At 73.8% G+C, this 26,922-nt stretch carries 25 protein-coding genes, 1 tRNA gene and 1 riboswitch; of the genes, 12 read left to right on the forward strand and 14 right to left on the reverse strand.

Annotated elements, in window-relative coordinates:
- Window positions 1-3: 3 nt before the first annotated feature.
- Window positions 4-717, reverse strand: a complete 714-nt coding sequence (locus AOM46_RS03595; RefSeq protein ID WP_062205424.1) for a DUF4383 domain-containing protein — start codon at window positions 715-717, stop codon at window positions 4-6.
- A gap of 94 nt (window positions 718-811) precedes the next feature.
- Window positions 812-2,215, reverse strand: coding sequence for a hypothetical protein (locus AOM46_RS03600; RefSeq protein WP_370592629.1), 1,404 nt, complete (start codon window positions 2,213-2,215; stop codon window positions 812-814).
- Between the two features lie 88 nt (window positions 2,216-2,303).
- On the opposite strand from AOM46_RS03600, the gene AOM46_RS03605 reads away from it, so the two are divergent.
- Together AOM46_RS03605 and AOM46_RS03610 are read left to right on the forward strand one after the other, a co-directional pair.
- Window positions 2,304-2,375: transfer RNA gene (locus AOM46_RS03605), tRNA-Val, on the forward strand.
- A 95-nt stretch (window positions 2,376-2,470) separates the two neighbouring features.
- Window positions 2,471-3,187: a histidine phosphatase family protein gene (locus AOM46_RS03610; protein ID WP_062205429.1), complete on the forward strand. Its 717-nt coding sequence runs from the start codon at window positions 2,471-2,473 to the stop codon at window positions 3,185-3,187.
- Between the two features lie 17 nt (window positions 3,188-3,204).
- Here AOM46_RS03610 and AOM46_RS03615 read toward each other — a convergent pair whose 3' ends face one another.
- Window positions 3,205-3,750 (reverse strand): CGNR zinc finger domain-containing protein, encoded by a 546-nt coding sequence (locus AOM46_RS03615; RefSeq protein ID WP_062205432.1) that lies wholly within the window; start codon window positions 3,748-3,750, stop codon window positions 3,205-3,207.
- A 159-nt stretch (window positions 3,751-3,909) separates the two neighbouring features.
- Here AOM46_RS03615 and AOM46_RS03620 point away from each other — a divergent pair, with 159 nt between their 5' ends.
- The 3 genes from AOM46_RS03620 to AOM46_RS03630 all read left to right on the forward strand — a co-directional run bounded on the left by AOM46_RS03620 (window position 3,910) and on the right by AOM46_RS03630 (window position 6,314).
- Window positions 3,910-4,353: a VOC family protein gene (locus AOM46_RS03620; RefSeq protein WP_234313610.1), complete on the forward strand. Its 444-nt coding sequence runs from the start codon at window positions 3,910-3,912 to the stop codon at window positions 4,351-4,353.
- A 106-nt stretch (window positions 4,354-4,459) separates the two neighbouring features.
- Window positions 4,460-5,356 (forward strand): pyridoxamine 5'-phosphate oxidase family protein, encoded by an 897-nt coding sequence (locus AOM46_RS03625; protein WP_062205438.1) that lies wholly within the window; start codon window positions 4,460-4,462, stop codon window positions 5,354-5,356.
- 91 nt (window positions 5,357-5,447) lie between these two features.
- Complete coding sequence (locus AOM46_RS03630) at window positions 5,448-6,314, forward strand: SAM-dependent methyltransferase (protein WP_370592630.1); 867 nt, start codon at window positions 5,448-5,450, stop codon at window positions 6,312-6,314.
- Window positions 6,315-6,394: 80 nt separating this feature from the next.
- Here the strand turns inward: AOM46_RS03630 and AOM46_RS03635 are convergent, their stop codons facing one another.
- The gene (locus AOM46_RS03635; protein WP_062205441.1) at window positions 6,395-7,054 is read right to left on the reverse strand and encodes a DedA family protein; all 660 of its coding nucleotides are present in this window, start codon (window positions 7,052-7,054) and stop codon (window positions 6,395-6,397) included.
- A 206-nt stretch (window positions 7,055-7,260) separates the two neighbouring features.
- On the opposite strand from AOM46_RS03635, the gene AOM46_RS03640 reads away from it, so the two are divergent.
- Both AOM46_RS03640 and AOM46_RS03645 read left to right on the forward strand, forming a co-directional pair.
- A complete protein-coding gene (locus AOM46_RS03640; RefSeq protein WP_078856426.1) occupies window positions 7,261-8,031 on the forward strand; it encodes a superoxide dismutase family protein in 771 nt (256 codons plus the stop codon).
- A 258-nt stretch (window positions 8,032-8,289) separates the two neighbouring features.
- The gene (locus AOM46_RS03645; RefSeq protein WP_062205444.1) at window positions 8,290-8,883 is read left to right on the forward strand and encodes a TMEM165/GDT1 family protein; all 594 of its coding nucleotides are present in this window, start codon (window positions 8,290-8,292) and stop codon (window positions 8,881-8,883) included.
- A gap of 105 nt (window positions 8,884-8,988) precedes the next feature.
- Here the strand turns inward: AOM46_RS03645 and AOM46_RS03650 are convergent, their stop codons facing one another.
- Both AOM46_RS03650 and AOM46_RS03655 read right to left on the reverse strand, forming a co-directional pair.
- The gene (locus AOM46_RS03650) at window positions 8,989-9,606 is read right to left on the reverse strand and encodes an HAD-IA family hydrolase (protein WP_062206381.1); all 618 of its coding nucleotides are present in this window, start codon (window positions 9,604-9,606) and stop codon (window positions 8,989-8,991) included.
- A 296-nt stretch (window positions 9,607-9,902) separates the two neighbouring features.
- Window positions 9,903-11,900, reverse strand: coding sequence for an MFS transporter (locus AOM46_RS03655; protein ID WP_062206384.1), 1,998 nt, complete (start codon window positions 11,898-11,900; stop codon window positions 9,903-9,905).
- Between the two features lie 197 nt (window positions 11,901-12,097).
- Between AOM46_RS03655 and AOM46_RS03660 the strand changes: the two genes are divergently transcribed.
- Window positions 12,098-13,036, forward strand: coding sequence for a peptidoglycan-binding protein (locus AOM46_RS03660; protein WP_062205447.1), 939 nt, complete (start codon window positions 12,098-12,100; stop codon window positions 13,034-13,036).
- 28 nt (window positions 13,037-13,064) lie between these two features.
- On the opposite strand, the gene AOM46_RS03665 is transcribed toward AOM46_RS03660, so the two are convergent.
- From AOM46_RS03665 to AOM46_RS35090, 5 genes are read right to left on the reverse strand one after another with little or no spacing between them, the layout of a single operon-like run.
- Complete coding sequence (locus AOM46_RS03665) at window positions 13,065-13,937, reverse strand: ECF transporter S component (RefSeq protein WP_234313611.1); 873 nt, start codon at window positions 13,935-13,937, stop codon at window positions 13,065-13,067.
- The gene (locus AOM46_RS03670; protein ID WP_062205449.1) at window positions 13,934-15,607 is read right to left on the reverse strand and encodes an ABC transporter ATP-binding protein; all 1,674 of its coding nucleotides are present in this window, start codon (window positions 15,605-15,607) and stop codon (window positions 13,934-13,936) included. Before AOM46_RS03670 ends, AOM46_RS03665 begins: the two co-directional genes overlap by 4 nt.
- Window positions 15,604-16,740 (reverse strand): energy-coupling factor transporter transmembrane component T, encoded by a 1,137-nt coding sequence (locus tag AOM46_RS03675; RefSeq protein ID WP_062205451.1) that lies wholly within the window; start codon window positions 16,738-16,740, stop codon window positions 15,604-15,606. The genes AOM46_RS03670 and AOM46_RS03675 overlap by 4 nt, the downstream gene beginning before the upstream one ends.
- A 6-nt stretch (window positions 16,741-16,746) precedes the next feature.
- Complete coding sequence (locus AOM46_RS03680; protein WP_067225862.1) at window positions 16,747-17,367, reverse strand: SCO2322 family protein; 621 nt, start codon at window positions 17,365-17,367, stop codon at window positions 16,747-16,749.
- A complete protein-coding gene (locus tag AOM46_RS35090) occupies window positions 17,364-19,514 on the reverse strand; it encodes a prenyltransferase/squalene oxidase repeat-containing protein (RefSeq protein WP_234313612.1) in 2,151 nt (716 codons plus the stop codon). The genes AOM46_RS03680 and AOM46_RS35090 overlap by 4 nt, the downstream gene beginning before the upstream one ends.
- A 121-nt stretch (window positions 19,515-19,635) precedes the next feature.
- Window positions 19,636-19,768: riboswitch (cobalamin riboswitch) on the reverse strand.
- Between the two features lie 197 nt (window positions 19,769-19,965).
- Here AOM46_RS35090 and AOM46_RS03690 point away from each other — a divergent pair.
- The 4 genes from AOM46_RS03690 to AOM46_RS03705 all read left to right on the forward strand — a co-directional run bounded on the left by AOM46_RS03690 (window position 19,966) and on the right by AOM46_RS03705 (window position 23,598).
- The gene (locus tag AOM46_RS03690; RefSeq protein ID WP_062205458.1) at window positions 19,966-21,264 is read left to right on the forward strand and encodes a glycosyltransferase family 4 protein; all 1,299 of its coding nucleotides are present in this window, start codon (window positions 19,966-19,968) and stop codon (window positions 21,262-21,264) included.
- 111 nt (window positions 21,265-21,375) lie between these two features.
- Complete coding sequence (locus AOM46_RS03695; protein ID WP_062205461.1) at window positions 21,376-22,149, forward strand: class I SAM-dependent methyltransferase; 774 nt, start codon at window positions 21,376-21,378, stop codon at window positions 22,147-22,149.
- On the forward strand, window positions 22,136-23,224 hold the full coding sequence (locus tag AOM46_RS03700; protein ID WP_107079967.1) for a prenyltransferase/squalene oxidase repeat-containing protein: 1,089 nt from the start codon (window positions 22,136-22,138) through the stop codon (window positions 23,222-23,224). The genes AOM46_RS03695 and AOM46_RS03700 overlap by 14 nt, the downstream gene beginning before the upstream one ends.
- A 38-nt stretch (window positions 23,225-23,262) precedes the next feature.
- Complete coding sequence (locus AOM46_RS03705; protein WP_234313613.1) at window positions 23,263-23,598, forward strand: hypothetical protein; 336 nt, start codon at window positions 23,263-23,265, stop codon at window positions 23,596-23,598.
- A gap of 82 nt (window positions 23,599-23,680) precedes the next feature.
- Here the strand turns inward: AOM46_RS03705 and AOM46_RS03710 are convergent, their stop codons facing one another.
- The 3 genes from AOM46_RS03710 to AOM46_RS03720 form a co-directional block, all read right to left on the reverse strand.
- On the reverse strand, window positions 23,681-24,457 hold the full coding sequence (locus AOM46_RS03710) for a DUF5336 domain-containing protein (RefSeq protein ID WP_062205467.1): 777 nt from the start codon (window positions 24,455-24,457) through the stop codon (window positions 23,681-23,683).
- A gap of 177 nt (window positions 24,458-24,634) precedes the next feature.
- Window positions 24,635-25,237, reverse strand: coding sequence for a class I SAM-dependent methyltransferase (locus AOM46_RS03715; RefSeq protein WP_078856494.1), 603 nt, complete (start codon window positions 25,235-25,237; stop codon window positions 24,635-24,637).
- Window positions 25,238-25,415: 178 nt separating this feature from the next.
- Window positions 25,416-26,714 (reverse strand): hypothetical protein, encoded by a 1,299-nt coding sequence (locus AOM46_RS03720; protein WP_062205474.1) that lies wholly within the window; start codon window positions 26,712-26,714, stop codon window positions 25,416-25,418.
- Window positions 26,715-26,922 lie beyond the last annotated feature (208 nt).

Genomic DNA, 26,922 nt, shown 5'->3' on the forward strand with positions numbered 1-26,922 from the left:
CCCTCACTCCCCGCTGCCCCGACGTCCGGCGGTGACACCCTGCCGCCTGGCGTGCTCGTCGGCCTCCCGCCGCCGCAGCCGTTTCCGGTCGTTCTCCCGCCACACGCTGCTCAGCTCGCCACGGCGCCGCGCCACCATGGCGTCCCTGCGCTCCTGGTTCCTGGCCATCGCCGGGTTCCTGGCCCGCCAGTACGGGTTGTCATGCGGCAACCTGCCGCTCACCCGCCCGTACATCCCGATGGTCAGCAGCACCAGCCCCAGGCCGTAGCTGAAGAGCACATCGGACATCCGGAAGTTCAGCACATTGGCATCGGTGTTGAGCACGGCCAGATGCACAAAGCCGCTGAGCACGAAGACCACGCCCAGCGCCAGACAGAACGTGGAGGCGAAGTTCCCGCCCACCAGCATCGACACGCCCAGCGCCAGGCCCACCAGCACGGAGAGCCAGCTCAACGCGCCATTGGTGTTCAACCCCAGGACCTCGTTGTCACCGGTGGAGAACATGCCGATGTTCCTGGTGATGCCCAGCACGCCGAAGACCACCAGGAAGAGCCCCATCAGCCCGGCGCCGATCCGGTAGAAGCGGTTCAGCCGACGGTCGGCCGACCGTCGCTTGTCCCAGCGAGCCGTGCTCAGCAGGCCCAGCGGCCCACCGTTCGGCAGCCGTGGCTCACCTCGGGGATCCGTTCCGATCAGTGACGAAACCGATGACGCCATGGCGACCTCCTCATCACGCCTGGAGTACTACGGGAACGTCCACCCCGCGTACCCGGCGCGCGCCCGGCCAACCACGCGCGGCCCCGGCGTCGGCTCAGCGACCGCTGCGGATCGCGTCCACCACGGCCCCGACGGACTCCCGCACCGCCTCCAGCTCGCCCAGGAACCGCCAGTAGTCCGGATGCCGGCCGCCGGCGGCCAGCTCGTCGACCGCCCGCTCCAGCCGCACGACCGCCGCATCCAGCGGACCCGCGTGCCGGGGATCGGGCACCGTCCGCCCCTGCATCGCCAGACGCTGCGCGTCCCGCACCACAAAACGGGTGCGTTCCACCTCGGCGCCGGAGTCCGCCGCCACCTCGTTCAGCCGGCGCAGCCGCTCACCCGCCCGGGACACCGCCTCGTCGGCGCCGCCCAGCAGCTCCTGCGCCCTGGCCAGCCCGGCCGCCGCCGCGTCCAGCCGCTGGCCGGCGCGCTCGCGGCGCGCCTCGTCCAGCGCCCGGCGCGCCCCGGCCACCGCCTCGACCGCCTCCTCCGGCACCCGCTGCAGGTCCTGCCAGCAGTTCACGGCGAACCTGCGCCGCAGCTCGCTGAGCACCGGCGCCACCGTCCCCGTGCGGTTGCTGATCGCCTCCGCCCGGGTACGCAGCGACGTCAGCCGACGGTCGATCTCCGCCGCCCGCTGCGGGAGCCGCGCCGCCTCGGCCGAGATCGCCTCCGCCGCCGCCCGCACCCGCTCCGCGCGCCGCACGGTCGGCTGCACGCCGTGCTGGCCCGCGCCCTCGTTCAGCTTGCGCAGCTCGGGGCCCAGCTCGGCCAGCCGCGCCGCCAGCTCATCGGCGCCAAGCCCCGCGGCCCTGGCCGCGTCCAGCTCGCCCGTTGCCGCCAGCAGCGCCCGCCTGGCCCGCTCGACGGCCGGCGCCACCTGCGCCAACTGCGCCTGGGCCCGCTCCACCAGCGGGCCCAACGTCTCCTCGAACCGCGCCAGATCACCCTTGGCCCGCACCAGCTCGTCCGTGACCCCGCTCAACTCCCGCCGGGCGCGGTGCGCCTGCCCCGAGTCCAGCTGCTCGGCCTCCAGATCGTGCGCGTCCAGCACGGTGATGTAGTCGTGGCTGACCCGGTCCACCCGCTCGCCGAGACTCGCGAACCGGCTGGTCGCCCGCCGGGCGTCGGGCGAGCTGTCGGCGGCCGTGATGGTCTCCAGGGTGATCCGCAGATCCCGGTACGCGGTGTCCAGCTCGTAGAACGCGGTGGCCGCCGCGTCCTTGGCCTGCTGCGCCTGCGACCGCGCCTCCTCCGACCTGCCCCGCCCCCAGCGCCGCGTCCCCCCACCGGTGAACGCCCCGGGCACGGCGACCCCCGCAGCCACGGCGGCCACCGTCACGGACAACGGCACCAGCAGCAGGGAGACGGTCAGATCTCTCGCGAAACGGCCGGCTGCCACGTGTCCTTCTCCCCGGATGGATGGGCCATGTGAGTCTGCCGTCCATTCTCCCATCAGCCCCCCGATCCGAAAGCGGCTGGTAGCCGCCCATCTCGATCACCTTCGTACCCAGGCCGTGTAGGCTGTGCCACCGGTCGGCCGGGGGTGCATAGCTCAGCGGTAGAGCGCCGCCCTTACAAGGCGGATGTCGGCGGTTCGAACCCGTCTGCACCCACACACGTTTCGCCAAGCGAACAGGCCCCGCCCCCACCGGGAGACGGGGCCTTCGCGCTGCCCGCACACGCGAGTGTGATCGCGCAGACTGGGGGCATGGGTGATGGGCTCCTTCCCGGGCGGTTTTCGTTGGCCGAGTTGGTCGCGGTGCGGCATGGCGAGAGCGTGTCGAATGTCGTGTTCGCCGAGGCCGCGCGGGACGGGAGGGCCGACGAGAGCCTGGCCTATCGGGACGCGGCCGTGGAGTTGACGGCGCGTGGGGTGGCGCAGTCGGAGGCGTTGGGGGCGCTGATCGCCGGGTGGCCGCCGGGGCGGCGGCCGGAGTGGGTGCTGTGTTCGCCCTACGCGCGCGCCCGGCAGACCTGGGACATCGTCGCGCGCCGGCTGGACGCGCCCCCACCGGTGCTGGTGGACGAGCGGCTTCGGGACCGCGAGATGGGGGTGTTCGAACTGCTCACTCCGCCGGCGATCGAGCGCCGCGCGCCCGGGGAGGTCGAGCGGCGGGCCCGGGTGGGGGAGTGGTTCTACCGGCCGCCGGGTGGTGAGTCCTTCGCCGATGTCAACCTGCGGGTGCGGGACGTGCTGCGGGAGGTGAGCGACGCGGTGCCGGGCGCCCGGGTGTGGGTCGTCGCCCATGACGCGGTGGTGGTGGCGCTGGCGCGGGTGGTCGCCGGGCTCGGCGTGGCGCCCCGGCCGGAGGCCAGGCCGGTGCCCAACGCCTCGCTCACCCGCTGGACGGGCGACGGCACCCGGCTGCGGCTGGCCGAGTTCGGCGATGTCTCGCATCTGGCGGCGGACGCCGGGCCCGGCTGACGCGACGGCCGCTCGGGTCAGCTGCGGGAACGGGCGTAGTGGCGGGCCGCCTTGGCGCGGTTGCCGCAGACGGCCATGGAGCACCAGCGCCTGCGGCGGTTCTGCGAGGTGTCGAAGAAGTGCAGCAGACATCCGTGGTTGGCGCAGGCCCTGATCCGGGTGGGGTCGACGCGCAGCAGGCGCAGATAGTCGTCCACCGCCAGCCAGGCGGGCAGCCAGGCGGGGGAGTCGGTGCCGGCCTCCTCGGCCGGCCCCTCGGGGGTGAGGCTGCGGCGCAACCGGCCCCTGGCCAGTACCGCGTTGACGCGGGTGAGGGTGGCCGGGGTGGGGTCGGCCGGATCGCGTACGGCGCCGGCGAGCGCGTCACGTGCCTGGAGCAGCGCGCTCAGCGTGGCCTCGTCGGCGGGGCAGCGCTGGTCGAGGCCGTTGGTGCGGAGCCAGACGGCGAGCCCGGTGACATCGGTGAGCAGGTCCTCGGTCTCGGCGGTGAGCCGCCAGCGGGTGTTCAGCAGGTCGAGCGAGAGCGGCTCACCGATCAGGGGGCGAGGGTCGTCTGCTGCCATGGCGCCCCAGCGTAGCGCTCCACACCGGACATCACCGACCTAACCGGTATGCATCTTTGCAGCGGTTGACTCGCCCTTCGGCTAACCCTTACTGTCCTCTGTAATGGTTAGGAAACTTCGGAAGTCCCGGCGTTGGCCGGGGCATTGAGGGAGGCCGCGGTGTCGCTGCGCACAGGGCATGTCGGACTGAATGTCACCGATCTCGATCGTTCGCTGCCCTTCTACACCGGGGTCTTCGGTCTGGAAGTGGCCCAGGAGGGCAAGGACGGCGACCGGCGTTGGGCGTTTCTGGCCCGTGACGGCGCGTTGCTGATCACGCTCTGGCAGCAGAGCGCCGAGGGCTTCGCCGCCGACCGGGCCGGTCTGCACCATCTGTCGTTCCAGGCCGAATCGATCGACGAGGTCCGCGCCCGGGAGGCCGTACTGCGCGAGCTGGGCGTGGAGTTCGCCTATGACGGCGTGGTCCCGCACGGGGAGGGCGCCGCCTCCGGCGGGATCTTCTTCCACGACCCCGACGGCATCCGGCTGGAGATCTTCGCCGCCACCGGAGCCGAATCGGCGAACGCCCCCGTGACAGCCGCTCCCACCTGCGGTTTCTTCTAGGACGCCGGGGTTCCACTCCGGCGGGCGGCGGGGCACGGGGGCCCGCGCCGCCCACCAGGGCCGGGCACGGACCCGTGCACGGTATCGACGACGAGAGGCCCGCACCATGACCGTCGGCTACCACCCGGGCGAGCGCGCCGTGCAGCGGCGGGCGAACGCCCTCGACCGCGCCGATCATGCCCGGCGTGCCATCCGCGACCGGGTGCCCCGGGTGGCGGCCGACTTCCTCGCCGAGCGCCGGATGCTGGTGCTCGGCGCCCGGGACGCCGAGGGCCGGGTCTGGGCCTCCCAACTGACCGGCCCACCCGGCTTTGTGACCACGGTCGACGAGACCACCGTCGCCGTGCGGGCCCGGCCGGCACCGGACGATCCGCTGGCCGACGCCCTGGCCGGGCCCGGCCCCGGTCCCGTGCCCCTGGGCGCCCTGGCCATCGAGCCGGCCACCCGCCGCCGGATGCGGCTCAACGGACTGGCCGAGCGCACCGACGAGGGGCTGCTGCTCCGGGTGGAGCAGGTGTACGCCAACTGCCCGCGCCATATCGCGCGCCGCGAGGTGACCCGGGAGCTGCCCGGCGGGCGCCCGCGCGCCGCACCGGCGCGCACGCCGGCGCTCACGCCCGCGCAGCGGCGGCTGATCGAGTCCGCCGACACCTTCTTCGTGGCCAGCGCCGATCCCGAGGGGGCGGTCGACGCCTCGCACCGGGGCGGCGACCCCGGGTTCCTCCGGGTGCTCGCCCCCGACCGGCTCTGCTGGCCCGACTACCGGGGCAACGCGATGTATATGACCCTGGGCAACTTCGAACGCCATCCGGCCGCCGGCGTGCTGCTCGTCGACTGGACCGAAGGCACCCTGCTCCACCTGGTCGGCCGCGCCGAGGTCGACTGGTCCCCCGAGCGGGCCGCCACCTTCCCCGGCGCGGAACGCGTCGTCGACTTCCGCGTCGACGAGGTGCTGGAGCGCCCGGCGGCCAGCGCCCTCCGCTGGGCCCCGACCACCCGCTAGCGTCGTCGCGCCCGGCCTCAACTCCGGTAATCGACACGGAATATGCCCCGCCGAGCTGACGGCCCGTCGGACAGCGGCTACCCTGCGGGAATTGATCTTCGAACGTATTCCTGGAGTCGGAGGACCGGATGGTGAGTGGCAAGACGAGGGGCACCCGCCGGAGGCGCTGGATCTGCGGACGGACCAGCCGCACTCGGCGCGCATGTACGACTATCTCTTAGGCGGTAAGGACCACTACACGGTGGACGGGGAGGCCGCCGAGCAGGCGCTCGCCTCCTTCCCGCTGCTCCGCACCGCCGCCAGGGAGAACCGGGCCTTCCTCGGGCGCGCGGTCCGCTATCTGGTGCGGGAGACCGGGATCCGTCAGTTCCTCGACCTCGGCTCAGGACTGCCAAGCGCGGAGAACGTCCACCAGGTCGCCCAGCGGGCCGACCCCACCGCGCGGGTCGTCTATGTGGACAACGATCCCATCGTGCTGGTGCACGGCAGCGCGCTGCTGGCCAGGGACCCGAGCACCGCCGTGATCCAGGGCGACATCCGGGAGACGGAGGCCGTGCTCGCCGACCCCGAGGTGCGCGCCCTGCTCGACCTGGAGAAGCCGCTGGGCGTCCTGGCCGTCGCGGTGCTGCACTTCGTCGGGGACCACGAGAACCCCGAGGGCATCGTGCGGCTGCTGCGGGACGCCGTGGCGCCCGAGAGCCATTTCATCCTGTCGCACGCCACCGCGGATATCGCCCCGGAGGCGGCCATGGGCGTCCAGCGCGCCTACCGCGCCCAGGGCGTGCCACTGACGCTGCGCGACAAGGAGCGGTTCACCGGCTTCTTCGAGGGGCTTGAGCTGGTCGAGCCCGGCGTCCAGGTGGTCTCGGACTGGCGCAACGACGAGGTGCCGGAGTCCGAGCGCCCCGACCACGCGGATGTCTCCTGGTACGGCGGCATAGGCCGCCTCGCCGGCTGAACCGCGCGCCGGCGCATTCCACCGGGACATGCGCCGGCGCGTATCCGTCGGGAGCGTGCGCTAAGAAGGCTCGGACGCGCTCAGACGCCGGGCGTGGCCGTGGCCTGCGCCTCGGCGGTGCGGGCCGGCCGCAGGAAGCGGGCGGCGATGATGCCGGCCCCGATCAGCGCCAGCACCGAGAGCCCCGCGCCCAGCCAGCTGGCGCCCAGCAGTTGACCGCCGAGATAGCCGACGCCCACGCTGTACGCCGTCCACACCACGGCGGCCAGCGCCGACCACGGCAGGAAGTCCCGGGTGCGGCGGTGCGCGATGCCGGCGCCCAGGCTGACCACGGCGCGGCCGGCCGGCGCGAATCTGGCGAGCACCACCAGGGCGCCGCCGCCGCGCACCACCGCCGACTCCAACCGTTCCTGGGCCCGGCTCAGCCGCCGGGAGCGCGCGATCGCGGGACCGTACCGGCGCCCGCCCCGGCGCGCGAGCCGGTACGCCATCATGTCGCCGACCACGGAGGCCGTGGTCGCGCAGACCACCAGCAGCGCCAGCTGCGGCAGTCGGCCGTTGGGAGTGGGGGGCTCGGGCAGCGAGGTGACACCGGCCGCCGTGTCCGCCGCGATGGCCGCGGCCGTGACCACCAGGGCGCCGCTGGGCAGCAGTGGGAAGAAGACGTCGAGCATGATCGACAGCACGACGGCAATGTAGATCCAGGGGGCGTACAGCAGTATCCCCAAGGTCTCTTGCAACTTCTCTCCCCGATCCCCCGTGGCTTGGTACGCAGGTCCGGCACGCGAGGTGTGATGGGTGAGACGTCTCGCAGAGTGTGACGGTTCCGCCGTACAGCGTACGCCCGCGTCCTTCGGCAGGAGCACGCGGGTGCGTGTGTTCAGCATCTCATGGCGGAGCCCGGCAGGGTGAGTGCCCGGACATAGGAAACTCACCGGGAGCAATCATGAAAACACTGGTCACAAGCGCGTTTGCGGTGCTCACCGCCCTGTTGGCCGGTTCGGGGGGAACGGCCGTCGCGGCCGAGGGGGCGGCGGCGTCGGCCGAGCGGGGCCCGGTCTTCGCCGGACGGTTCGCGCCGGTCACCGAGCGTGCCGTTCCGGACGCGGTCACCTACCGGACGGACCTGGTGCCGCCGGGCTCGACGATCGAGGTCGCGCAGCGGGTGACCGAGGGACGGATGCGGATCGCACTCAGGGTCGACGGTGTCAACCCCGGGCACACCTATGGCGCCCATGTGCACACCGATCCCTGTGGGGCGGACCCCCAGGACTCCGGGCCGCACTACCGGAACCGCGAGAGCGACGCCCCCGAGGCGGCCAACCCCGCCAACGAGGTGTGGCTCGACTTCACCGCCGACGCCGGCGGGTCCGGCCAGGGGCTCGCCCGCCAGAACTGGATCTTCCGCGCCGGGGAGGCGCGGTCCGTGGTGATCCACGAGCACGCCACCTCGTCCGGGCACCACGGTGGCACCCCGGGGGACGCGGGGGCCAGGGTCGCCTGTTTCACGGTCCCCTTCCACGGCGTCGTCCAGTCGGGCACCGCCGAGGCCGACACCCTGCCGGCCGCGCCGGTGCCCGCGCCGCCGCCCGGCGCCTCGGGCACCGCCCGGCCCTCGGACGCCGTCCCGGCGCCGGGCCAGTCCCACCGGCCGGCCCTCGCGCTCGACCGGCTGCCCTATGTCGGCGGCCTGTTCCGGTCGGCCGGCACCGCCTGAGCGTTCCGGCCCTACGGGGGTGGGCGGCGCACGGGGCCGGGAGTAGGCTGGGGCCACTGAAGGGGAGTAGCTCTACGCCGGAGCGTTCGACATACTGGCCCACCGCCCCCAGCGGTGTGCCCGGCGCCCGGAGCGGATCACGGTCGACGGCCGTGCCGCCAGCGAGACCTTCGGCCGACAGTGTCATGGACGCTGCCGTGCCGAGGTCGCCGCTCCCCGGGCCCCTCGGTGCGGCGGCCCGATCCCCGAGGTCCTATCGTGTTCAGTCTCTCCACCGCGGCCGTCGTCTTCGGCGTGGTGTTCCTGGCCGAGCTTCCCGACAAGACGGCGCTGGCCGGTCTGGTGTTGGGCACCCGCTTCCGCGCCTCCCATGTCTTCGCCGGTATGGCCGCCGCGTTCGCCATCCATGTGGCGCTCGCCGTGGCGGCCGGCAGCGTGCTGACCCTGCTGCCGCAACGCCCGCTGCAGGCGGTGGTGGGCGTGCTCTTCCTGGTCGGCTCGCTGCTGCTGGTGCGCGAGTCCAACAAGGAGCCGGACGAGGACGACGGCAACGTGCGGGCGCCGGAGGGGGCGACGTTCTGGCGCGTCGCCGGCAGCGGCTTTGTGCTGATCCTGGTCGCCGAGTTCGGCGATCTCACCCAGATCATGACCGCCAACCTGGCCGCCCGGTACGACGATCCGCTCTCCGTCGCGGTGGGCGCGGTGCTCGCGCTCTGGGCGGTGGCCGGCATCGGCGTGCTCGGCGGCCGGGCGCTGATGAAGCGGGTGCCGCTGAAGCTGATCAGCCGGGTCGCCGCGGGACTGATGCTGGTGCTCGCCTGCTTCAGCTTCTACGAGGCCATCAGCGGCTGACCGCGGCGGTCGAACAACAGCGGTCGAACAGCGGCGCCTGACGCCGAGACGAACGCCCCGCCGTGGCGACCACGGCGGGGCGTTCGTCTCGTTGTGTCGTTCGGCTCAGCGGGTGATCGTCAACCGGACGGCGTCCTCGGGCGCCGGCCGGACGGTGAGCTGTTCCAGCGTGTCCACCAGGGCGCTGGCCTCGTGGTCCCTGGCCCTGGGGCCGACCCCGATGACCCGCATGCCGGCCGCCAGGGCGGCCTCGATGCCGGCGCCCGAGTCCTCCAGCACCACGCAGTCCCAGGGGTGGACGCCCAGTTCGGCGGCGGCCTTGAGGAAGCCCTCCGGGTCGGGCTTGCTGGAGCCGACGGACTCGGCGGTGATCTGGATATCGGGCATCCGCAGGCCGGCCGCGTGCATCCTGGCCTTGGCCAGGGCGCTGTCCGCCGAGGTCACCAGCGCGTGCGGCACGTCCTCGATGGCGTCCAGCAGCCGGCGGGCGCCGGGAATCGGCACGATGCCGGTGACGTCCAGGGTCTCCTCCGCCAGCAGCAGCGCGTTCTCGCGGTGGTTCTCCTCCATCGGGCGGTCGGGGAGCAGTTCGGCCATGGTGGCGTAGCCCTGGCGTCCGTGGACCACCGGCAGCACCTCGGCGAAGTCCAGGCCGTGTTGCTCCGCCCACCCTCGCCAGATCCGCTCCACCACCGCGTCTGAGTTGACCAGGGTGCCGTCCATGTCCAGGAGCAGGGCGCTGAACACCCCGACGGTCTCTGTTGTGCTGCGCAAGGTGGGCCGTCCTTCGGTAGCGGTCCGACGGTGGGTCGTCTTCGGGAGTGCGGCTGGTGGCCTGGGGCGCGGAAGAAGCCAGTGGTCCCGCCCGAGGTGGTCGGGGAAGCGGGCGGGGCCACTTTGTTTTCACACGATACAAAACGGGAGCCGCGTCGCGCCACCCCATCACGTCCGAATTACGGTGGCGTTCCGGGAAAGTTCACCGTCGGAGTCGGTTGCCGGCGGTCGGGTGACGTCCGGGATCAGGCGCCGCCCCTGGGCAGTTCGGCGCGGGAGCCGCCCAGTTCGGCGCCGAGGACATGGACCAACTCGACCAGGTCATGGGGGCGGTCCGGGCCCCACCAGTCGCCGAGCAGTTCGGCCAGGGCGTCCTCCCTGGCCCGCGCCAGCCGTTCGGTCACCGCGCGGCCGGCCTCCGTCGCCACCAGCGGCAGCCCCTCGCGCACCGCCAGGCCGCGCTCCTCCAACTGCTGGGCCGCCTGCAGCAGCACCTCGACCGGGGCGCCCGTGCGTTCGGCGAGCAGCCCGGGTTCGGCCATGCCGTGCCGGTTGATCCGCAGCAACAGCCAGGCGGCGGCCGGCAGCAGATCGGTGCCGGCGTCGTCGGCGATCCTGGCGTACAGATCCCGCCGACCCGCTCTCGTGCCCAGCAACGAGAGGGCCCGGGCACACTCGTCCTCGGAGGAACGTTCCACCGGGTTGGGCGGCACGCTCTCCCCCAGGTCGGGCGCCACCGCGCCGCCGCGCAACGGGTCCTCGCGCAGCGCCCAGGCCAGCGCGTGGGCCACCAGCAGCAGCGGCAGCGCATACAGGAACACGCTGGTGATCGCGTCCGCATAGGACCCGAGCACGCTCTCCCTGGTGGACCCGGGCAGCCCGGCCACCCGTTCCGGATCGTGCAGCAGCCGCTCCTCGCTCACCCCGGGCGGCAGCGTCACCCCGCGCAGCGCGTCCGCCAGTTCGTCGGCGAGCCGATGGCTGAAAATCGCGCCGAAGACCGCGACACCGAAGGCCGCGCCGATGGAACGGGCGAACGTGACCCCGGACGTGGCCACGCCCAGGCTCTCGTAGCCGACCGCGTTCTGCACCGCGAGCACCATCACCTGGAGCACCAGGCCGAGGCCGAGGCCGAAGACCGCGAAGGACAGGCTCATCGCCCAGAGCCCGCTGTGCTCGTCCAGCGCCTGCAACAGCCCCAGGCCGACGGCGGTGACGGCCGTGCCCAGCACCGGGAACACCTTCCAGTGGCCGGTACGGGAGATCAACTGCCCGGAGAGTGTGGAGGACAGCAGCACCCCGAGCACCATCGGCAGCATCCGCACCCCGGAGAGGGTGGGCGAGACCCCGTGCACCACCTGGATGAAGGTGGGCAGATAGGTCATCGCCCCGAACATCGCGAAGCCGACCACGAACGAGATCGCCGAGCAGAGCGCGAAGGTGCGCACCCGGAACAGGCCCAGCGGGAAGACCGGTTCGACCGCGCTGCGCTCGGCCCGGACGAAGAGCAGCAGGCTCACCACGGACAGCACGGCCAGCGCCGCGATCTGCCACGACAGCCAGTCCCAGGTGACGCCGCCGAGCGAGGCGATCAGGACCAGCCCGGCGGCGAACGCGGCGATGGCCGCGGTGCCCCGATAATCGATCACATGGTGCCGTTCACCGGTTCTGATATGCAGGACGGTGGCGATCACCACCAACGCCACCGCGCCAAAAGGGAGATTGATATAGAAAACCCAACGCCAGCCGAGATGGTCGACAAACAGGCCGCCCAGCAAGGGCCCCAGCACGCTTGTGGTGCCGAACACGGCGCCGAACAAGCCCTGGTACCGGCCACGTTCGCGAGGTGAGACCAAATCGCCGACAATCGCCATCGACAGCACGATCAGGCCACCGCCGCCGAGTCCCTGGAGAAAGCGGAAGGCAATAAGCTCTGGCATATTCCGAGCGATGCCGCAGAGCACGGAGCCCAGCAGAAAGATCACGATCGCGAGTTGGAAGAGCGGCTTACGACCGAACAGGTCGCCCAGTTTCCCCCACAGCGGGGTGGCCGCCGTCGCGGCCAGCAGATAGGCGGTCACCACCCAGGAGAGATGGTCGAGACCGCCCAGGTCGCCGACAATGGTGGGCAGCGCGGTGGCCACGATCGTCTGGTCGAGCGCCGCCAGCAACAACCCCAGCAACAGGGCCCCCATGGACAGCCAGAGCCGTCCCCGCGCCGCGCTGTCGGGCGGCGGCGGCATGGCGGAATCGGCTCGGGAGGGCCGTGTGGCCATGGGCGCCTCCTGGGGATGCCGGGGCCGGAACGGGCTGGGAGCACGGACGAGTCCAGGCCCAGTTTGACGCCATTTGTCGGGGCCAGCGCGTTGAGCAAGTTGGCCCACGTTCACCCATACGGGTGGTGCATAATCGCTGCCAACCGACCAGGAGGGCAGGCGCGGTGACCGACCAGCTCGACTGTCTGATCTGTGGCCGCCTGTTGCGGCCCACAGGCGAGCCGAACTGCGACTGCCTGACGCATTCCCTCTCCCTGCCCGTGGGCCCGCCGCAACACGACCCGGACCCGGCGGACGTGGCGCTCTTCCCCATCGAGGACGAGCGGCCCCGCTCCCGGCCACCCACCCCGTGGGCGCACCAGGGCCCGGGACTCGAAGGACTGGGCGTCGAGTTGCCCACGATCGGGCGTACACAGGGCGCGCACCGCAAACCCCGCGACCGCAACAAGATCGCGCTGGCCGCCGGCGGCGCCGTCGCCGCCGTGATGGGCTGCACCGCGCTCGCCGCCTCGCTCTTCCACGGCGCCGGACGCCACGAGGAGGCGTTGGAGACCCAACTGCCGTCCCCCAGCCTGGTGCTGCCCGACGGCGACGGTCAGCCGGAGGTCGAGGAGGACGGGAACGAGGGGGACGGCCGCGAGGAGGAACGCGCCCGGCGCACGCCCCCGCCCGAGGAGACCGAGCGGACCGCGCCGGAGCCCGAGGAGAGCCACGCGCCGGAGCCCACGCCGGCGCCCAGCAGCCCCGTCGAGGAACCGGAGCGGCCGGACCCCACCCCGCCGCCCTCGACGCCGCCGCCCACCGAGGAACCCACGCCCACCCCCGACCCCACCGAGGAACCCACACCCGATCCGACCCCGACCGACCCGGAGCCGGAGGAGAGCCTGGCCGAGGGCGACGAGGGCCCCGCCGTCGTCGAACTGCAGCTCAGGCTCCTCCAACTGCACTGGGTGTACAACGGGCAGCCGCACGGCCTCTACGACGCCCAGACGCGGGCGGCGGTGACCCGTTTCCAGGTGGCCTACGGGGTGCAGGGCGACCCGGAGGGGGTCTACGGCCCGGCCACCAGGGCCGTGCTCGAAGCCCACACCGAAGCGCCCTGAGCGGTCCCGGGGCCCCTCAGCCCTCGCGTCAGCCCGTCGTGGATTCGCCCGCCTCGGGCGCGTGCGCCGGCGTGCGCGCCGGCTCGAAGCGGGCCTCGGCGTCGAAGGCGGCCCTTCGGGTGGCCCGGCGCAGGGCGCGCAGCACCGTTCCGCCGCAGAGCAGCACCAGCAGCGCGGTGAGCAGCGCGCGTGGCACGTCCCAACCCAGCGACGTGGTCGCCACATAGGCCAGATAGCGGCCCAGGTTCTCCGCCAGCGGATCGCCCGGCACAAAGGAGACGCCGGTGCTCATGCCGGCCAGATAGGGCCAGCCCTGCAGGTTGATCACCAGCCCGTAGCCCAGCGAGGAGACCACCCCGTACCCGGCCAGCAGCGCCAACTCCGCACGCCCGCGCAGCGCATGCGCCCCCGGCAGCAGCCCCGCGCCCATGGTGACCCAGCCCATCGCCAGCATCTGGAACGGCAGCCAGGGCCCGACGCCCCCGGTGATCAGCGCCGAGGCGAACAGCGAGACCCCGCCCAGGACAAAGCCGAAACCCGGCCCCAACACCCGCCCCGACAGCACCAGCAGAAAGAACATCGGCTGCATTCCGGCCGTGCCCGCGCCCAGCGGGCGCAGCGCCGCCGCGGCGGCCGCCAACACCCCCAACATCGCGATCACCTTGGCGTCGAGACCGCCGTCGGCGACGGTGGCCAGCAGCACCGCGAGCAGCAGCGGCAGCAGCAGCGCGAAGAGCCAGGGCGCGTCGGCCGAATGCGCCAGACCCGAGTCGGGCGAGGCCAACAGCGGCCAGCCGAAGCCGACCACACCCACCGCCGACACCAGCAGCAGCGCGGCCACCGAACGCGGGCCCAGCCGCACCACCGGCGCACGCCGTCCCGTCCCGCGCACGCCGTTCACGCCGGCACCTGCCCGCCGTCGTCGTCACCGGCGTCGTCGGCGTCGGCCAGCGCGGACCGCACCTGGGCCACCGTCAGCCAGGGCTCGGGCGCCAACACCTTGGCCACCTGCGGGGCGAACGCCGGGGAGCCGGTGACCACCCGGTCCGCCGGCCCCTCGGCCACCACCTCGCCGTCCGCCAACACCACGACGCGGTCCACCAGTTCCGCCGCCAGCTCCACATCGTGGGTGGCCAACAGCACCCCGTGCCCCGCCGAGGTCAGCTCGCGCAGGATCGCCACCAGCCGCTCCTTGGCCGCGTAGTCAAGACCCCGGGTCGGCTCGTCGAGCAGCAGCAGCGGGGGAGCGGCGGCCAGGATCACGGCCAGCGCCAACGCCAGCCGCTGGCCCTCGGAGAGATCACGCGGATGCGCTTCGCCCGCCACCTCGGGAAGCAGCCGGTCGACCAGCGCGCGACAGCGCCCGGGGGGCGCGCCGGCGTCGACATCCGCCGCCGCGCACTCCTGCGCGACGCTCTCGGCGAAGAGCAGGTCCCGCGCGTCCTGCGGCACCAGGCCGACATGCCGCAACAGCGCCCGGGGCGCCGTCCGGTGCGGCACCACCGGCCGCTCGCCGGCCGACTCAGGCGCCAGCCGAACGGTCCCGGCGCCGGGGGCGTGCAGGCCCATCAGGGTGCCCAGCAGCGTCGACTTACCGGCCCCGTTGCGGCCCATCAGCGCCACCGCCTCGCCGGGCGCCACCGTCAGACCGACGCCGCGCAGCACCTCGTTCCCGCCCCGGCTCACCCGCAGCCCGCGCAGCTCGGCCAGCGGCGGGCCGCCAGGCCCCGGGGCGCGCGTCGGCGCCGCGCGCCGGCCCGCAAGCCGCGCACGGAGCCCGGCCGCGCGCCGGCGCGCGTCACGCACCGACAGCGGAACGGGCGACCACCCCGCCACCTCGGCCAACCGCACCACCGGAGGACGCACCGGCGACCGCGCCAACACCTCGGCCGGATCCCCCGCCACCGGCGCCGCCCCCGCGCCCGGCAGCAACACCACCCGGTCCGCGTACTGCACCACCCGCTCCAGCCGATGCTCCGCCATCAGCACCGTGGTGCCCAGATCGTGCACCAACCGCTGCAGGACGGCCAACACCTCCTCGGCCGCGCCCGGATCGAGCGCCGACGTCGGCTCGTCCAGCACCAGCACCCTCGGATGCGTGGTCAACACCGAGCCGATCGCGACCCGTTGCCGCTGCCCACCCGACAACGTGGCCAACGCCCGATCCCGCAGCTCGGCCAGCCCCAGCAGATCAAGGGTCTCCTCGACCCGCCGCCGCATCACATCCGCCGGCACCCCCAACGACTCCATGCCGTAGGCGAGTTCGTCCTCCACCGTGTCGGTGACGAAATGCGCCAGCGGATCCTGGCCCACCGTGCCCACCACATCGGCCAGCTCACGCGGCGGATGCGTCGCGGTGTCCCGCCCGGCCACCGTGACCCGCCCGCCGAGCACCCCGCCGGTGAAATGCGGAACCAGCCCCGAGACGGCGTTCAACAACGTCGACTTGCCCGCCCCCGAAGGACCGACCAGCAGACACAACTCCCCCTCGGGAACGGTCAGATCGACCCCGGCGAGCACCGGCGGCACGTCCTCCGCATAGCGCACCGAGACCGAGTCGAACGTGATCACCGCCGCACCTCCCGCCGGCCGCCCGCCTGCCCGGCGGGCACCGGCGCGACCAGCGCCGGCAGCAGCCCCAACAGCAGCGCGCCCGCCGCCGCCAGCGGCAACTCGGGAGCGGTCAGCGGCACCGCCGGCGGATGGAGCGCCACCGGATCGGCCACCAGGCTCACCAGCAGCGCCACCCCGGCGCCCGAACCCGACACCGACCAGGCCCGCGCGCCCCACCGGTCGGGCCGGTACCGGGTGCGCGGGCTGCGCCGCCCGCCCAGCCACAGCCCCGCCAGCGCACACAGCAACCCGGCCAGCAGCAGCGGCAACCCCAACGTCGCCCCCTCGGCGGCCAGCAGCCCGTACGAGCCGGCGCACACCCCCAACAGACCACCCAGCGACAGCGCGTTGGTCGCCCGCCGCACCCTCTTCGGCACGGCGGCCGTCCGCCCGTACCCCCGGGCGTCCATCGCGGCGGCGAGCGCCACCGAACGCTCCAACGCGCCCTCCAACACCGGGCGCGCCACCCGCAACAGGGAGCGCGCGCCCCGGTCGCCGCGCCCGCGCAGGCGCTGGGCCGCGCGCATCCGCAGCAGATCGGCCACCAGCCGAGGAGCGAACGTCATGGCCACCACCACGGCGACTCCCATCTCGTACAGCGCCCCCGGCAGGGACTTCAACAGCCGCGCCGGATCCGCCAGCGCGTTGGCCGCGCCCAGACAGATCAGCAGGGCCGCCAGCCGCAACCCGTCATAGAACGCGAACACCAGCGCCTCCGCCGTCACCCGACCCCCCAGCCGCACCCCCGCCAGCCAGTCGGGCAACGGCACCTCGGGCAGCGTGAACAGCACCCGGACGCCGCCGATCGGCGAGCCGAGCACCATCGCGAAGAACACCCGCACCACCACCACGACCGCGCCCAGCGCCAGAAAGAAGCCGAACGCCCGCGCCCACGGCGCGTCGGTGCGCCGCGCCGCCACCACATAGCCCGCCACCGCGACCAACAGGCCCAACAGCAGCGGATTGGTCGTCCGCGAGGCGGCCGTCGCCAACCCCAGCGCCCACAGCCACCACGCGCCGGCGTGCAACGCGTTGCTTCGATGCGCGACGGGCGCCCGCAGCGCGGCCAGCGCCGCCCCGGAGGTAGTCATGGCCGGTCAACCCCTGCGACGTCGCGCTCGCACCAGACCGGCGGCGCCCAGCAGCGCCACCAGCCCCACGCCGACCAGCAGCGGGACACCGGCCGAACTCCCGCCCCCCGAGCCCTCGTCGGCCACCGCCTCGCCGCAGCCACGCTCCGGATAACCGGCGATGCCGCAGAGCAACCCCGCCTGGTCATAACGGAGCGGCGGCGCCGCCTCGGCCAACAACTCGGCGACGGTCGCCCCCGACGGCAACCCCACGCACTCTTCGCGGGCCGCCGGCGGCATGGCATCCCCCGGCGCGTCCGCCTCCGTACCGAAGTCCAGAACGAGAACGACGTGCGGCTCCTCGGCCGCCGGGCCGCAGACCCGCGCCACATCGGTCTCCCCACGCGGCGCCGTCCGGTCATCGGCCTCGCCGCTGACCCCGAACCGGAACCCCACCACCGCCCCGTCCGACGGCCGCAGCGTGCCCGGCCCCTGGTCCGCGTACTCCCACTCCGCGTCATCGGCCGCCCAGGTCCAGAACGACCAGTAACGGTAGGCCTGTTCCTCGGCCAGCGCGCTGGGCGCCGGCCACAGCGCCCCGAGGGCGAGCACGAGCGTCAACAGCAGCCGACCAACCCCCCGACTCACCGCTCGTTTCCGGCGTCCGGCCGACCTTCGCTGCCGCTGCCGCTGCCGCCGGCGTCCGGCTGACTTCCGCCACCCTCGCCGGCCGACGGGCTCTCGCCTCCGGCGGAGCCGCCTTCGGCGTCCGCCGAACGGGCGTTGGCGCTCGCCTCGCGCCCGCTGGCGCTGCCGGCGGGGTTGTCGCCTTCGGCGTTCACCGGACGAGTGTCGTCGTTTGCCCCGTTCTGGCCGGCGGTTGCGGTGCCGGCGTCCGGCTGGCTGTCGCCGGGCTGCTCGCCGCCGGTGTCGGCCGGCGGGGCCGCACTTGCGGCGTTCGCGGAACGGGATTTGTCGTTCGCGTCGTCCTTGTTCGTGCCAGCCGCGCTGGCCGTGGCGGTGTCGTCGTCCGCTTCGCGACCGCCGTTGCCGGCGCTTGCGGCGCCGGTCGTGTTGCCGCTGGCCGACGGGGTGTCGCCTTCGGCGTTCGCCTTGTCGTTGCCCTCGCCGGCCGCGCCGGCCGCGCCGGTCGTGTTGCCGCTGGCCGACGGGGTGTCGCCTTCGGCGTTCGCCTTGTCGTTGCCCTCGCCGGCCGCGCCGGCCGCGCCGGCCGTGGTGCCGCTGGTCGACGGGCCCGCGCCTTCGGTGTTCGCGGAACGAGCGTTGTCGTTCGCCTCGTCCTTGCCGGTGCCCGCGGCGCCAGCCGCGCCGGCCCCGGTCAGCCCCGTGCCCGCGCCGGCCGTGCCGGCTTCCGCCGGCCCCGCGCCTGCGGCGCCGGCCGGCTCGTCGCCTGCCGCGCCGCCGTCGCCGGCCTCTGCCGGCGTCGTCCTGTCGGCCGCGGCGCCAGCCGCTCGGCGTCGGAAGCTCAGGAGGGTGCCGATGAGGATGCCGGCGAGGAGGCCGATGCCGATGATCCAGGGGAGGGGGCCCATGCCGTCGTCGTCCGAGGCGTTCTCGTCGCCGTCGGCGTGGCCGGCCGGGGTCTCGGCCGGGTCGGGGCCGAGTTCGGCCAGCAGCGTCAGCAGGTTGGTGCCGCCGAAGTCCGTCGGCGAGGTGTCGGTCGCCTGGGCGACGAGCACCAGCAGGCCGAGCGCCGTCGGGTTGGTGGCGTAGTCGGCCCATTCGGCGTGGTGGGTGCGCAGCCAATCCAGCGGCGCCCGCGCCTCCTCGTGGTGGCCGCCGGCCGACAGCGCCAGCACCGCGCGCGCCGTGGTGCCGAAGTCCGGCTGGGTCTCGCCGCCGGGGGGCGTGGACTCCAGCCGTCCCTCGCCCCGTTCCAGCGCGCCCGCGAGCTGCGCGGCACCGGCCGCGCCCACCGTGGCCTCCGGGCTCAACGGTGCGCCGGTGGACCCGGCGTCCGCGTCCGCCTCCGCGTCGGAGTCCGCGTCGTCGGAGCAGTCCAGCGCGGTGACCGGAGCCGACACCGTGTCCTGGGCGACGATCAGCCCGCTGCCGTAGGCCGCCAACACCGCGTCCACCGTCGCCATATCGCTGGCGAAGAGCTGGCCGGACTCCTCGTCCGGCTGCCAGGCGAACGCGCCGCGCTGGTCCTCGGGCGCTTCGCAGCCCAGTTGTAGTTCGGCCAGCGCCGAGTAGCCCGAACTGCCCTCGCGGACCACCTCGTTCGGGTCCACGCCGGCCGCGGCGAGCGCGCCGATCACCACGGCCGTGGAGTTCGCGTCGCTGGCGCCGCCGGGCGTGAAGCTCCAGCCGCCGTCCTCGTTCTGCACGCCGGTGAGCCAGGCGACGCCGGCGTCCACCGCGTCGTCATGGCCGCCGACGGCGGCCAACGCCTGCACGGCCAGCGCCGTGGCGTTGGACTCGGAGGCGGTGACATCCGCGCAGGGCTCCCCGGGGTCGGCCCGGAACGCGAGGAACGAGCCGTCCGCGCACTGCTGGCCGACCAGCCAGTCCACCGCCTCCGTCGCCGGGGTGTAGCCCGAGGTGTGCTGGGCGAGCAGCGCGTAGGACTGCCGCCACACCCCGTCGTAGCTGGGGTCGGCGTCGCCGAAGAGCGCTTCCGGCGCCTCCGCCGGAGGCGGCGCCACCGGGTCCTCGGCGAGCGCGGTCGGCGCCAACGCGGTGAGCAGCAGGGCGCCCGCGCCGGAGAGCGCGAGCGCGCCGAGGCGGGCGGCGCGCGGCGCGCCCCTGAACGAGGTGCGGGGGATGAACACGCGGAAGCCTTTCGCTGTGCCGGTCGCCGGCACGCCGACCGCCATGACGCGGCCATGCGTCATGCGGCACCGGGCGCGACGCCGTACTCCTCGACGGTGTCGGTCGCCGAGTCGACGACCTGAGCCAGGGCCTTTCACGGGTGGGCGTTCCGGCTCGCGCGGCGCCGGTCGGCGTCGCGCTCACGGCTGCGGGTCAGCGTCGGATTCGCACCGACTTTCCCCACTCGTGAGTGACTGATGGGGCTCACTCTAACGGCCCCGGTTCCCGCTCCGGCCGCTCGCTCCCCGGCCGCGCCCCGGGCGCGGGCGCACGTCCGGCGGGTCGAGGCCGCCTGGTGCCCGCTGTCGTCGGGGGCGATAATCACCCCACCCGCCGCAATTCCACCCGACCCCCGGCGAGTAGTGTTCGTGCGTACCCGCGAGTAGGTAGCGGCAGACCGAGGGAGCGTGTGTGGCGGCGGAGGCCGGGGCGGATCGCCCGATCAGGATCGCGCTGCTCAGCTACAAGGGGAACCCCTTCTGTGGTGGTCAGGGCGTCTATGTCCGGCATCTCTCCCGGGAGTTGGTCGCCCTGGGCCACCGGGTCGAGGTGCTGGGCGCCCAGCCCTATCCCGAGCTGGATCCTGGCGTCGGGCTGCACAAGGTGCCCAGCCTGGATCTCTACCGGCAGCCCGATCCGTTCCGCACGCCGGGGCGCAAGGAGTACCGGGACTGGATCGACGTCCTCGAAGTCGCCACCATGTGGACCGGCGGCTTCCCCGAGCCGCTGACCTTCTCGCTCCGCGCCCGCCGCGAACTCGCCGCGCGGCGCCATGAGTTCGATGTGGTGCACGACAACCAGACGCTGGGCTACGGCCTGTTGGGCCTGGACGGCGGACGCCTCGGCCTGCCGCTGGTCACCACCATCCACCACCCCATCACCGTGGACCGCCGGCTGGAGTTGGCGGCGGCCGAACGGCGGAGCCGCCGGTACGCGGTGCGCCGCTGGTACGGCTTCACCCGCATGCAGGGCCGGGTCGCCAGGCGGCTGCCCACCGTGCTCACGGTCTCCGGATCGTCCCGTCGGGAGATCGTGGAGGACTTCGCGGTGCCGGCGGAACGTGTCTCGGTGGTGCCGATAGGCGCCGACACCCGGGTCTTCCGCCCGGACCCGGCCACGCCCAGGGTCCCCGGCCGGATCATCACCACCTCCAGCGCCGACGCCCCGCTCAAGGGCCTGGTGTTCCTGGTCGAGGCGCTGGCCAAGCTGCGCACGGAGCGCCCGGGGACGCATCTGGTGGTGGTGGGCAACCGGCCGGAGTCGGGGCCGGTGCGCGACGCCCTGGAGCGGTTCGGGCTCGGCGGCGCCGTCGAGTTCGTCAAGGGCGTCAGCGACGCGGAGTTGGCCACGCTGGTGCGCGGCGCCCAGGTCGCGTGCGTGCCCTCCCTCTACGAGGGGTTCTGCCTGCCCGCCGCCGAGGCGATGGCGGCCGGCACCCCGTTGGTCGCCACCACGGGCGGGGCGATCCCCGAGGTCACCGGGCCCGACGGGGAGACCTGTCTGGCCGTGCCGCCCGGCGACGCCGGCGCGCTGGCCGAGGCGCTGGGCCGGCTGTTGGACGACGAGCCGCTGCGTGAACGGTTGGCTGCGGCGGCCATGGAACGGGTGCTCGCCCGCTTCACCTGGGAGCACACGGCGCGCGCCACCGTCGCCCACTACCGGGCGGCCATCGCGGCCGGGCGCCGTTCGGGCCGCCGGCGCCGACCGTAGGGGCAACCGCCCCAGCCGACCGTTCCGTTGACGACCGTCCCGTTTGACGACCACCGGCCGATGCCGGCCGAAGCCGGCCCAGGCCGGCCGACGAGAGAAAGGGTTGACCGCGTGCTGACCGTGGACTTCTCCCGCTTCCCGCTCGCCCCCGGCGACCGCGTCCTCGACCTGGGCTGTGGCGCGGGGCGGCACGCCTTCGAGTGCTACCGACGCGGCGCGCGGGTGGTGGCGCTGGACCGGGACGGCGCCGAAGTGCGGCAGGTCGCCGGCTGGTTGGCCGCGATGCGGGACGCCGGCGAGGCGCCGGCGGGCGCCGAGGCCGTCGCGGTCGAGGGCGACGCGCTGGCGCTGCCGTTCCCCGACGACAGCTTCGACGCGCTGATCGTCTCCGAGGTGATGGAGCACATCCCGGACGACAAGGGCCTGTTGGCCGAGGCCGTCCGGGTGCTGCGGCCCGGCGGACGGATCGCGGTGACCGTGCCCAGATACGGCCCGGAACGCGTCTGTTGGGCGCTGAGCGACGCCTACCACCAGGTGGAGGGCGGGCATATCCGGATCTACCGGGCGGACCAACTCCTCGGCCGGCTCCGCGAGGCGGGCCTGCGCCCCTATGGCACCCACCACGCGCACGCGCTGCACGCGCCGTACTGGTGGCTCAAGTGCGCGCTGGGCGTGGACAACGACCGGGTGCTCCCGGTCCGCGCCTACCACAAGCTGCTGGTCTGGGACCTGATGAAGCGGCCCCTGGCCACCCGGGTCGCCGAGGCCGCGCTCAACCCCGTCCTCGGCAAGAGCTTCGTCGCCTACGCCACCAAGCCGCACGCCGAGCCGCATGCCAAGCCCCAGGCGCGGCCGGTCGAGGGGCGGGGCCGTGGAACGTCCTGAATCCACCGGCCGGTTGGAGCTGCCCGGGGTGCTGACCGTCGCGCAGGCCGAGGAGACCGCGCGGTGGATCGGCACGGTGCAGCGTTCCGACGGGGCCATACCCTGGTTCCCCGGCCATCATCTCGACCCCTGGGACCATGTCGAGGCCGCCATGGCCCTGGACACCGCCGGCGAACACGACCGGGCCGCCGCCGCCTACGAGTGGCTGGCCCGCCACCAGAACCGGGACGGCTCCTGGTACGCCGCCTACGCCGAGGGCGATCCGTCGCGCCCCACCGACCTCGGCAAGGAGAGCAACTTCTGCGCCTATCCGGCGGTCGGCGTGCTGCACCACTATCTGAGCACCGGGGACGACACGTTCCGCCGCCGGATGTGGCCGATGGTGCGGGCGGCCGTCGGCTTTGTGCTGGGGCTGCAACGGGACGGCGGACAACTGGGCTGGCGGCGCGAGGCGGACGGCCGGGCCGTGCCGGACGCGCTGCTCACCGGCTCCGCGTCCGGCTACCAGGCGCTGCGCTGCGCGCTGGCGTTGGCCGATCTCGCGGGCGTGGCCCAACCCGACTGGGAGATGGCCACCGGACGCCTCGGGCACGCGGTGCGCCGCCATCCGGAGCTGTTCCTCGACAAGTCCCGCTACTCCATGGACTGGTACTACCCGGTGCTGGCCGGCGCGCTGCGCGGGGAGGCCGCCGTGGCCCGGCTGGCGGAGCGCTGGGACACCTTTGTGGTGCCGGACCTCGGGGTGCGCTGCGTGCGGGAGAACCCCTGGGTCACGGGCGGCGAGAGCGCCGAACTCGCCCTGGCGCTCTGGGCCTGCGGCGAAGAGCCGCGCGCGATAGAGGTGCTGCGCTCCATCGGACGGCTACGGACAACGGACGGTCGTTACTGGACCGGTTTTGTCTATGCCGACGAAGCGTTCTGGCCGATCGAGCACACCACCTGGACGGCGGGCTCGGTGCTGCTGGCCGTCGCCGCGCTCACCGGCGACCACGCCACCCGGGCGGTCTTCGGCGGCACCGCGCTCCCCGAAGGTCTCGACCCGGTCGACCCGGACTGCTGCGGCCCCCGGCCGTAGGGTTGTCGTCGAACGCCCCCGAGCAGATGGTGAGCCGCATGGTGGTGCGAGATCTCTACAACGTCAGGCCACGGCCCGAGGAGGGCGCTGACCCGGTCGCCCCGGAGGCCGGGGTCACCCCGCTGACCGACGAGGAGGAACGGCGCTATCAGGCCGTGCTGTTCGGCGAGTTGGGCAACACCGTCGCCGAGCGGGGCTGGGCGCGCTGGCCGGCGTACACGCCGGAGGACCGCCGTCGGCTGGTCGAGGTGGCCCGCCGGCTCGCCGCCCACTGGGGACAACAGGTCTTCGTCGAGGCCGAGGACGAGTGCCGCCTCCGGCTCTGCCTGGCCGAACACCGGTCCTCGGCGACCGCGCTGCCCGCGCGGCCCTGAGCGGCCGGTCCCGGACTCAACGCGGCGGGCCCCGCCGGAGGTTCACTCCGGCGGGGCCCGCCGCTTCACGCGTCAGTTGTCGTCAGCCGCGCTGGATACCCGAGGTGTCCTGCAGCACGCCGCGCCGCCCGTCCTGGGTCTGCGCCACCAGGGTCTGGCCGCGCTGCTCGACCGCCAGGTACCAGTTGCCCGGGGTCAACTCGGCGACCGTGCCGGGCGAACCGTCCTCGCCGTACAGCGGCCGCGCCGCCGGCACGGCGAACCAGAACGGCTGGAAGTTCGGGTCCGGGGCCGCCGGCTGGGCCGGAGCGGCCTGCTGCTGGTAGCCGCCCTGCGGCTGGCCACCGGGGTAGCCGTACCCCTGCTGCGGCTGCTGGGGCTGCTGCACACCACCGTACGGCTGCCCCGGCTGGCCGACCTGACCCGGCTGGGCCGGGGAAGAGCTGGTCAACGGCACCCGCAGCGCCGGCACCACGGGGGTGGCGGCGGCGACGCCGGCCAGCGCCAGCGCGGAGAGGAAGCCCAGGATGAGGCCGACGCCGGTGTCCGTGCCGTCCGGGCCACCCACCAGGGCCCAGAAGCCGGCCCATGGCGAGGTCACCGCGAGGGCGATGCCCCACTGGTCGAGACGCAGCCCCAGGTACTCCTTGCCGGCGGGCAGGAACCGGGCGCCCACGATCGCCCCGGCGCCGAGCAGCCCGGCCAGGGTGAGCGAGGGCAGCAGCGGGAACAATTCGCTGGACCAGCCGTTGACACTGAAGGGGCCCGCCTTGCGAGCGTCGAGGAACGAGAAGATGAAGAGCAGGACCGCTGCTCCGATAACTCCTGCGTCGCCTCGGGAGAGCGAGCGGTTGTTCACATCAGATCCTTTGTCGTTCTCGTCGTCTTGGGTCGGATCGGGTCGGGCAGAGCGAGCCCCATCGTACGGATGAACACCGACCCGGGTGTCGCGGAGGGGTTGACTGTTTCCCAGGCGACACGCTTGTGATGAGGTCGTGACCTCGTCCACAGTTGTGTGGGCGAAGGCCGCCGCAGGTCAGTGGCCCGGGCCCACCCGTCTGAGCACGCGCAGCGTGTTCCGGGTGCTCACCTCGGCGAACGCCCCGCTCTCCAGCGCCCGTAGCCAGACGCGGTACGGGGCCTGCCCGCCGTCCGCCGGGTCGGGGAACACATCGTGGATGACGAGCGATCCGCCCTCGGCCAGCCGGGGAACCCAACTCTCGTAGTCCGCCATGGCATGGGCCTCGGTATGGCCGCCGTCGATGAAGACCAGCCCGAACCGTCCGCCGCCGTTCCCGCCGAGCGCGGCGGCCACCGTGGGGGACGCCCCCACCAGGGCCACCACATGCTCCTCAAGCCCGGCGGCGGCCACCGTGCGACGGAAGAGCGGCAGCGTGTCCATCCGACCCGGCAGGTCGGGATCGGCCAACTCCGGGTCCGCGTACTCCTCCCCCGGCTGCTGCTCCTCGCTGCCCCGGTGGTGGTCAACCGTGACGGCGACCGTGCCGGCCGTCCGCGCGGCGGCGGCCAGCAGCAGAGTGGAACGGCCGCAGTAGCTGCCGATCTCCAGCAGCGGCAGCCCGAGCCCGGCCGCCTCGACCGCGCTCGCGTACAGCGCCAGCCCCTCGTCGACGGGCATGAAGCCCTTCGCCGCTTCGAAGGCGGCGCGCACCTCCGGCTCGGGGGCGATCACGTCGCCCTCGTCGTCACGCACTTGTCCCCCTGGATGCCTGTGCCTGCCTCCCACATGCTGCCCTATCAACCCGCCCGGACCCCAATCGGGGCACCGGGCGGGCCGTCCCGGGCCCGGCCACCGGCTACAACGAACGGGCCAACGGGGCCTGTTGCAGGGGAACGGGCTTGGTCACCCCGGTCGGAGCCGTGGCCGATGGCGGCGGCTCGGCCGGCCCCGAGGCCGACAGCCTCGCCGGCGCCGACGCGTCCTCGGCCCCCCGGGCGCCGTCGGCGCTGTCCGTGGGTGCACCGGAGGCCGCCGGCGCGACCCCGTCGGCCGGCGAGGCCGGCGCCACCGACTCGTTGCCCACCGCCGGCTCGTGCAGCTCCGGCGCCGGCTCCGTCACCCGCGGCGCCACCGGCTCCGGCACCGGCTCCGCCGGACGCGTCCCCGGCAGCGGCACCGGCATCCGCGCCACCCCGCACGGCGTGGCCGCCGTCGCGTACGGCAACAGCAGATCCCCGTCCACCGTCCAGCGGCCGACCCCGGCCAACCAGCCGTCGGGCGCCGCCAGATGGATCAACTCCCGCTGCTGCGGCCGCCACACCGCCACCCAGTCGGCGTCCGCCGTGGTCAACCGCAGTGCCACCGCGCAGTGCTCCGGCATCAACACCTGCCCCGGCTGCACCGCGAACGGCGTCACCCGCACCCCGTGCGGATGCAGCAGCTCGGGGAACCGCACCGGACGGTGGCTGCCCAGCACCCCCCAGCCGACCCGGTCCCCGCCCGGCGCGTCCGAACGCACCAGCAGCAGCCCGCTGTCGTAGTCCGCCAGCAGCAGCCGGTCGTCGGAGTCCTCGGCGATCCGCAGCAACTCCGTTGGCTCGCCACCGTGTTCCACGTCCACCGTGACCGCACGGGTGCGCCCCGAACCGTCCGTCCGGTCAAGTGCCAGCAGCCGCCCCTCGCCGTCCAACCAGGCGCCGCCCGAACAACCCCCGGCCACCACCGTGACCAACTCCGGACCGAAAGCGCCCCCGCACACCAGCCACAGCGCGGTACCGCCCGCCTCGCCCGACTGCGGCGCCAACGCGTACACCCGCGCCCCGTCCGGCGCCGGCGGCAGCAGCGTCAGCCGCTCGCACTCCAGCGCGCCCAACGCCAACTCGCCCGTGTCAGGACCCGAGGGGTAGAGCAGCGAGAAGTGGTAACGCCCGTCCGTGCGGCGGCCGATCAGCACCCGGCCGTCCGCCAGCGGCACCACCGGGCTGTCCGGCTCCTCCGGCTGGTCCGCCGGCAACAGCACCGCGTACGGCTCCGGGCTGTCCAGGGTCCACCGCTCCGGACACCAGCCCGCGCCGCCCCGCGATACCAGCCTGGCCGCATAGGAACCGTCGGCCGCGATCGTCAACGGCGCCGGTTCCAAGGCTCCGGCCGTCATCTGCCTGTCACCTCCATCAGGTGTGGTCCGATCCACGACCCCACCGCGCCGGAGGACGGCGACGGCGAAACCGCGCGAACCAACGACGGTAGGGGGAGAAGCCCCGCCCCCGCGCGGACTTCCCCCGACACCGCCGCCGGATTCGCCCCACCGACCGCACGATCGAGCCATCCGGACCGCACGTCCGACTTCACGCTTAAGAGGGGAC

The organism is Streptomyces sp. NBRC 109706 (assembly GCF_000974485.1).
Lineage (GTDB): Bacteria > Actinomycetota > Actinomycetes > Streptomycetales > Streptomycetaceae > Streptomyces.

What these genes read in the sequence shown, in the direction of transcription:
- AOM46_RS03650 (WP_062206381.1), bottom strand. Translation starts at nt 9,606, where the DNA reads ATGGACGGCACCCTGGTCAACTCAGACGCGGTGGTGGAGCGGATCTGG.
- AOM46_RS03610 (WP_062205429.1), top strand. Translation starts at nt 2,471, where the DNA reads ATGGGTGATGGGCTCCTTCCCGGGCGGTTTTCGTTGGCCGAGTTGGTC.
- AOM46_RS03705 (WP_234313613.1), top strand. Translation starts at nt 23,263, where the DNA reads ATGGTGGTGCGAGATCTCTACAACGTCAGGCCACGGCCCGAGGAGGGC.
- AOM46_RS03640 (WP_078856426.1), top strand. Translation starts at nt 7,261, where the DNA reads ATGAAAACACTGGTCACAAGCGCGTTTGCGGTGCTCACCGCCCTGTTG.
- AOM46_RS03715 (WP_078856494.1), bottom strand. Translation starts at nt 25,237, where the DNA reads ATGCCCGTCGACGAGGGGCTGGCGCTGTACGCGAGCGCGGTCGAGGCG.
- AOM46_RS03600 (WP_370592629.1), bottom strand. Translation starts at nt 2,215, where the DNA reads ATGGGAGAATGGACGGCAGACTCACATGGCCCATCCATCCGGGGAGAA.
- AOM46_RS03615 (WP_062205432.1), bottom strand. Translation starts at nt 3,750, where the DNA reads ATGGCAGCAGACGACCCTCGCCCCCTGATCGGTGAGCCGCTCTCGCTC.
- AOM46_RS03595 (WP_062205424.1), bottom strand. Translation starts at nt 717, where the DNA reads ATGGCGTCATCGGTTTCGTCACTGATCGGAACGGATCCCCGAGGTGAG.
- AOM46_RS03655 (WP_062206384.1), bottom strand. Translation starts at nt 11,900, where the DNA reads ATGCCGCCGCCGCCCGACAGCGCGGCGCGGGGACGGCTCTGGCTGTCC.
- AOM46_RS03675 (WP_062205451.1), bottom strand. Translation starts at nt 16,740, where the DNA reads ATGACTACCTCCGGGGCGGCGCTGGCCGCGCTGCGGGCGCCCGTCGCG.
- AOM46_RS03720 (WP_062205474.1), bottom strand. Translation starts at nt 26,714, where the DNA reads ATGACGGCCGGAGCCTTGGAACCGGCGCCGTTGACGATCGCGGCCGAC.
- AOM46_RS03625 (WP_062205438.1), top strand. Translation starts at nt 4,460, where the DNA reads ATGACCGTCGGCTACCACCCGGGCGAGCGCGCCGTGCAGCGGCGGGCG.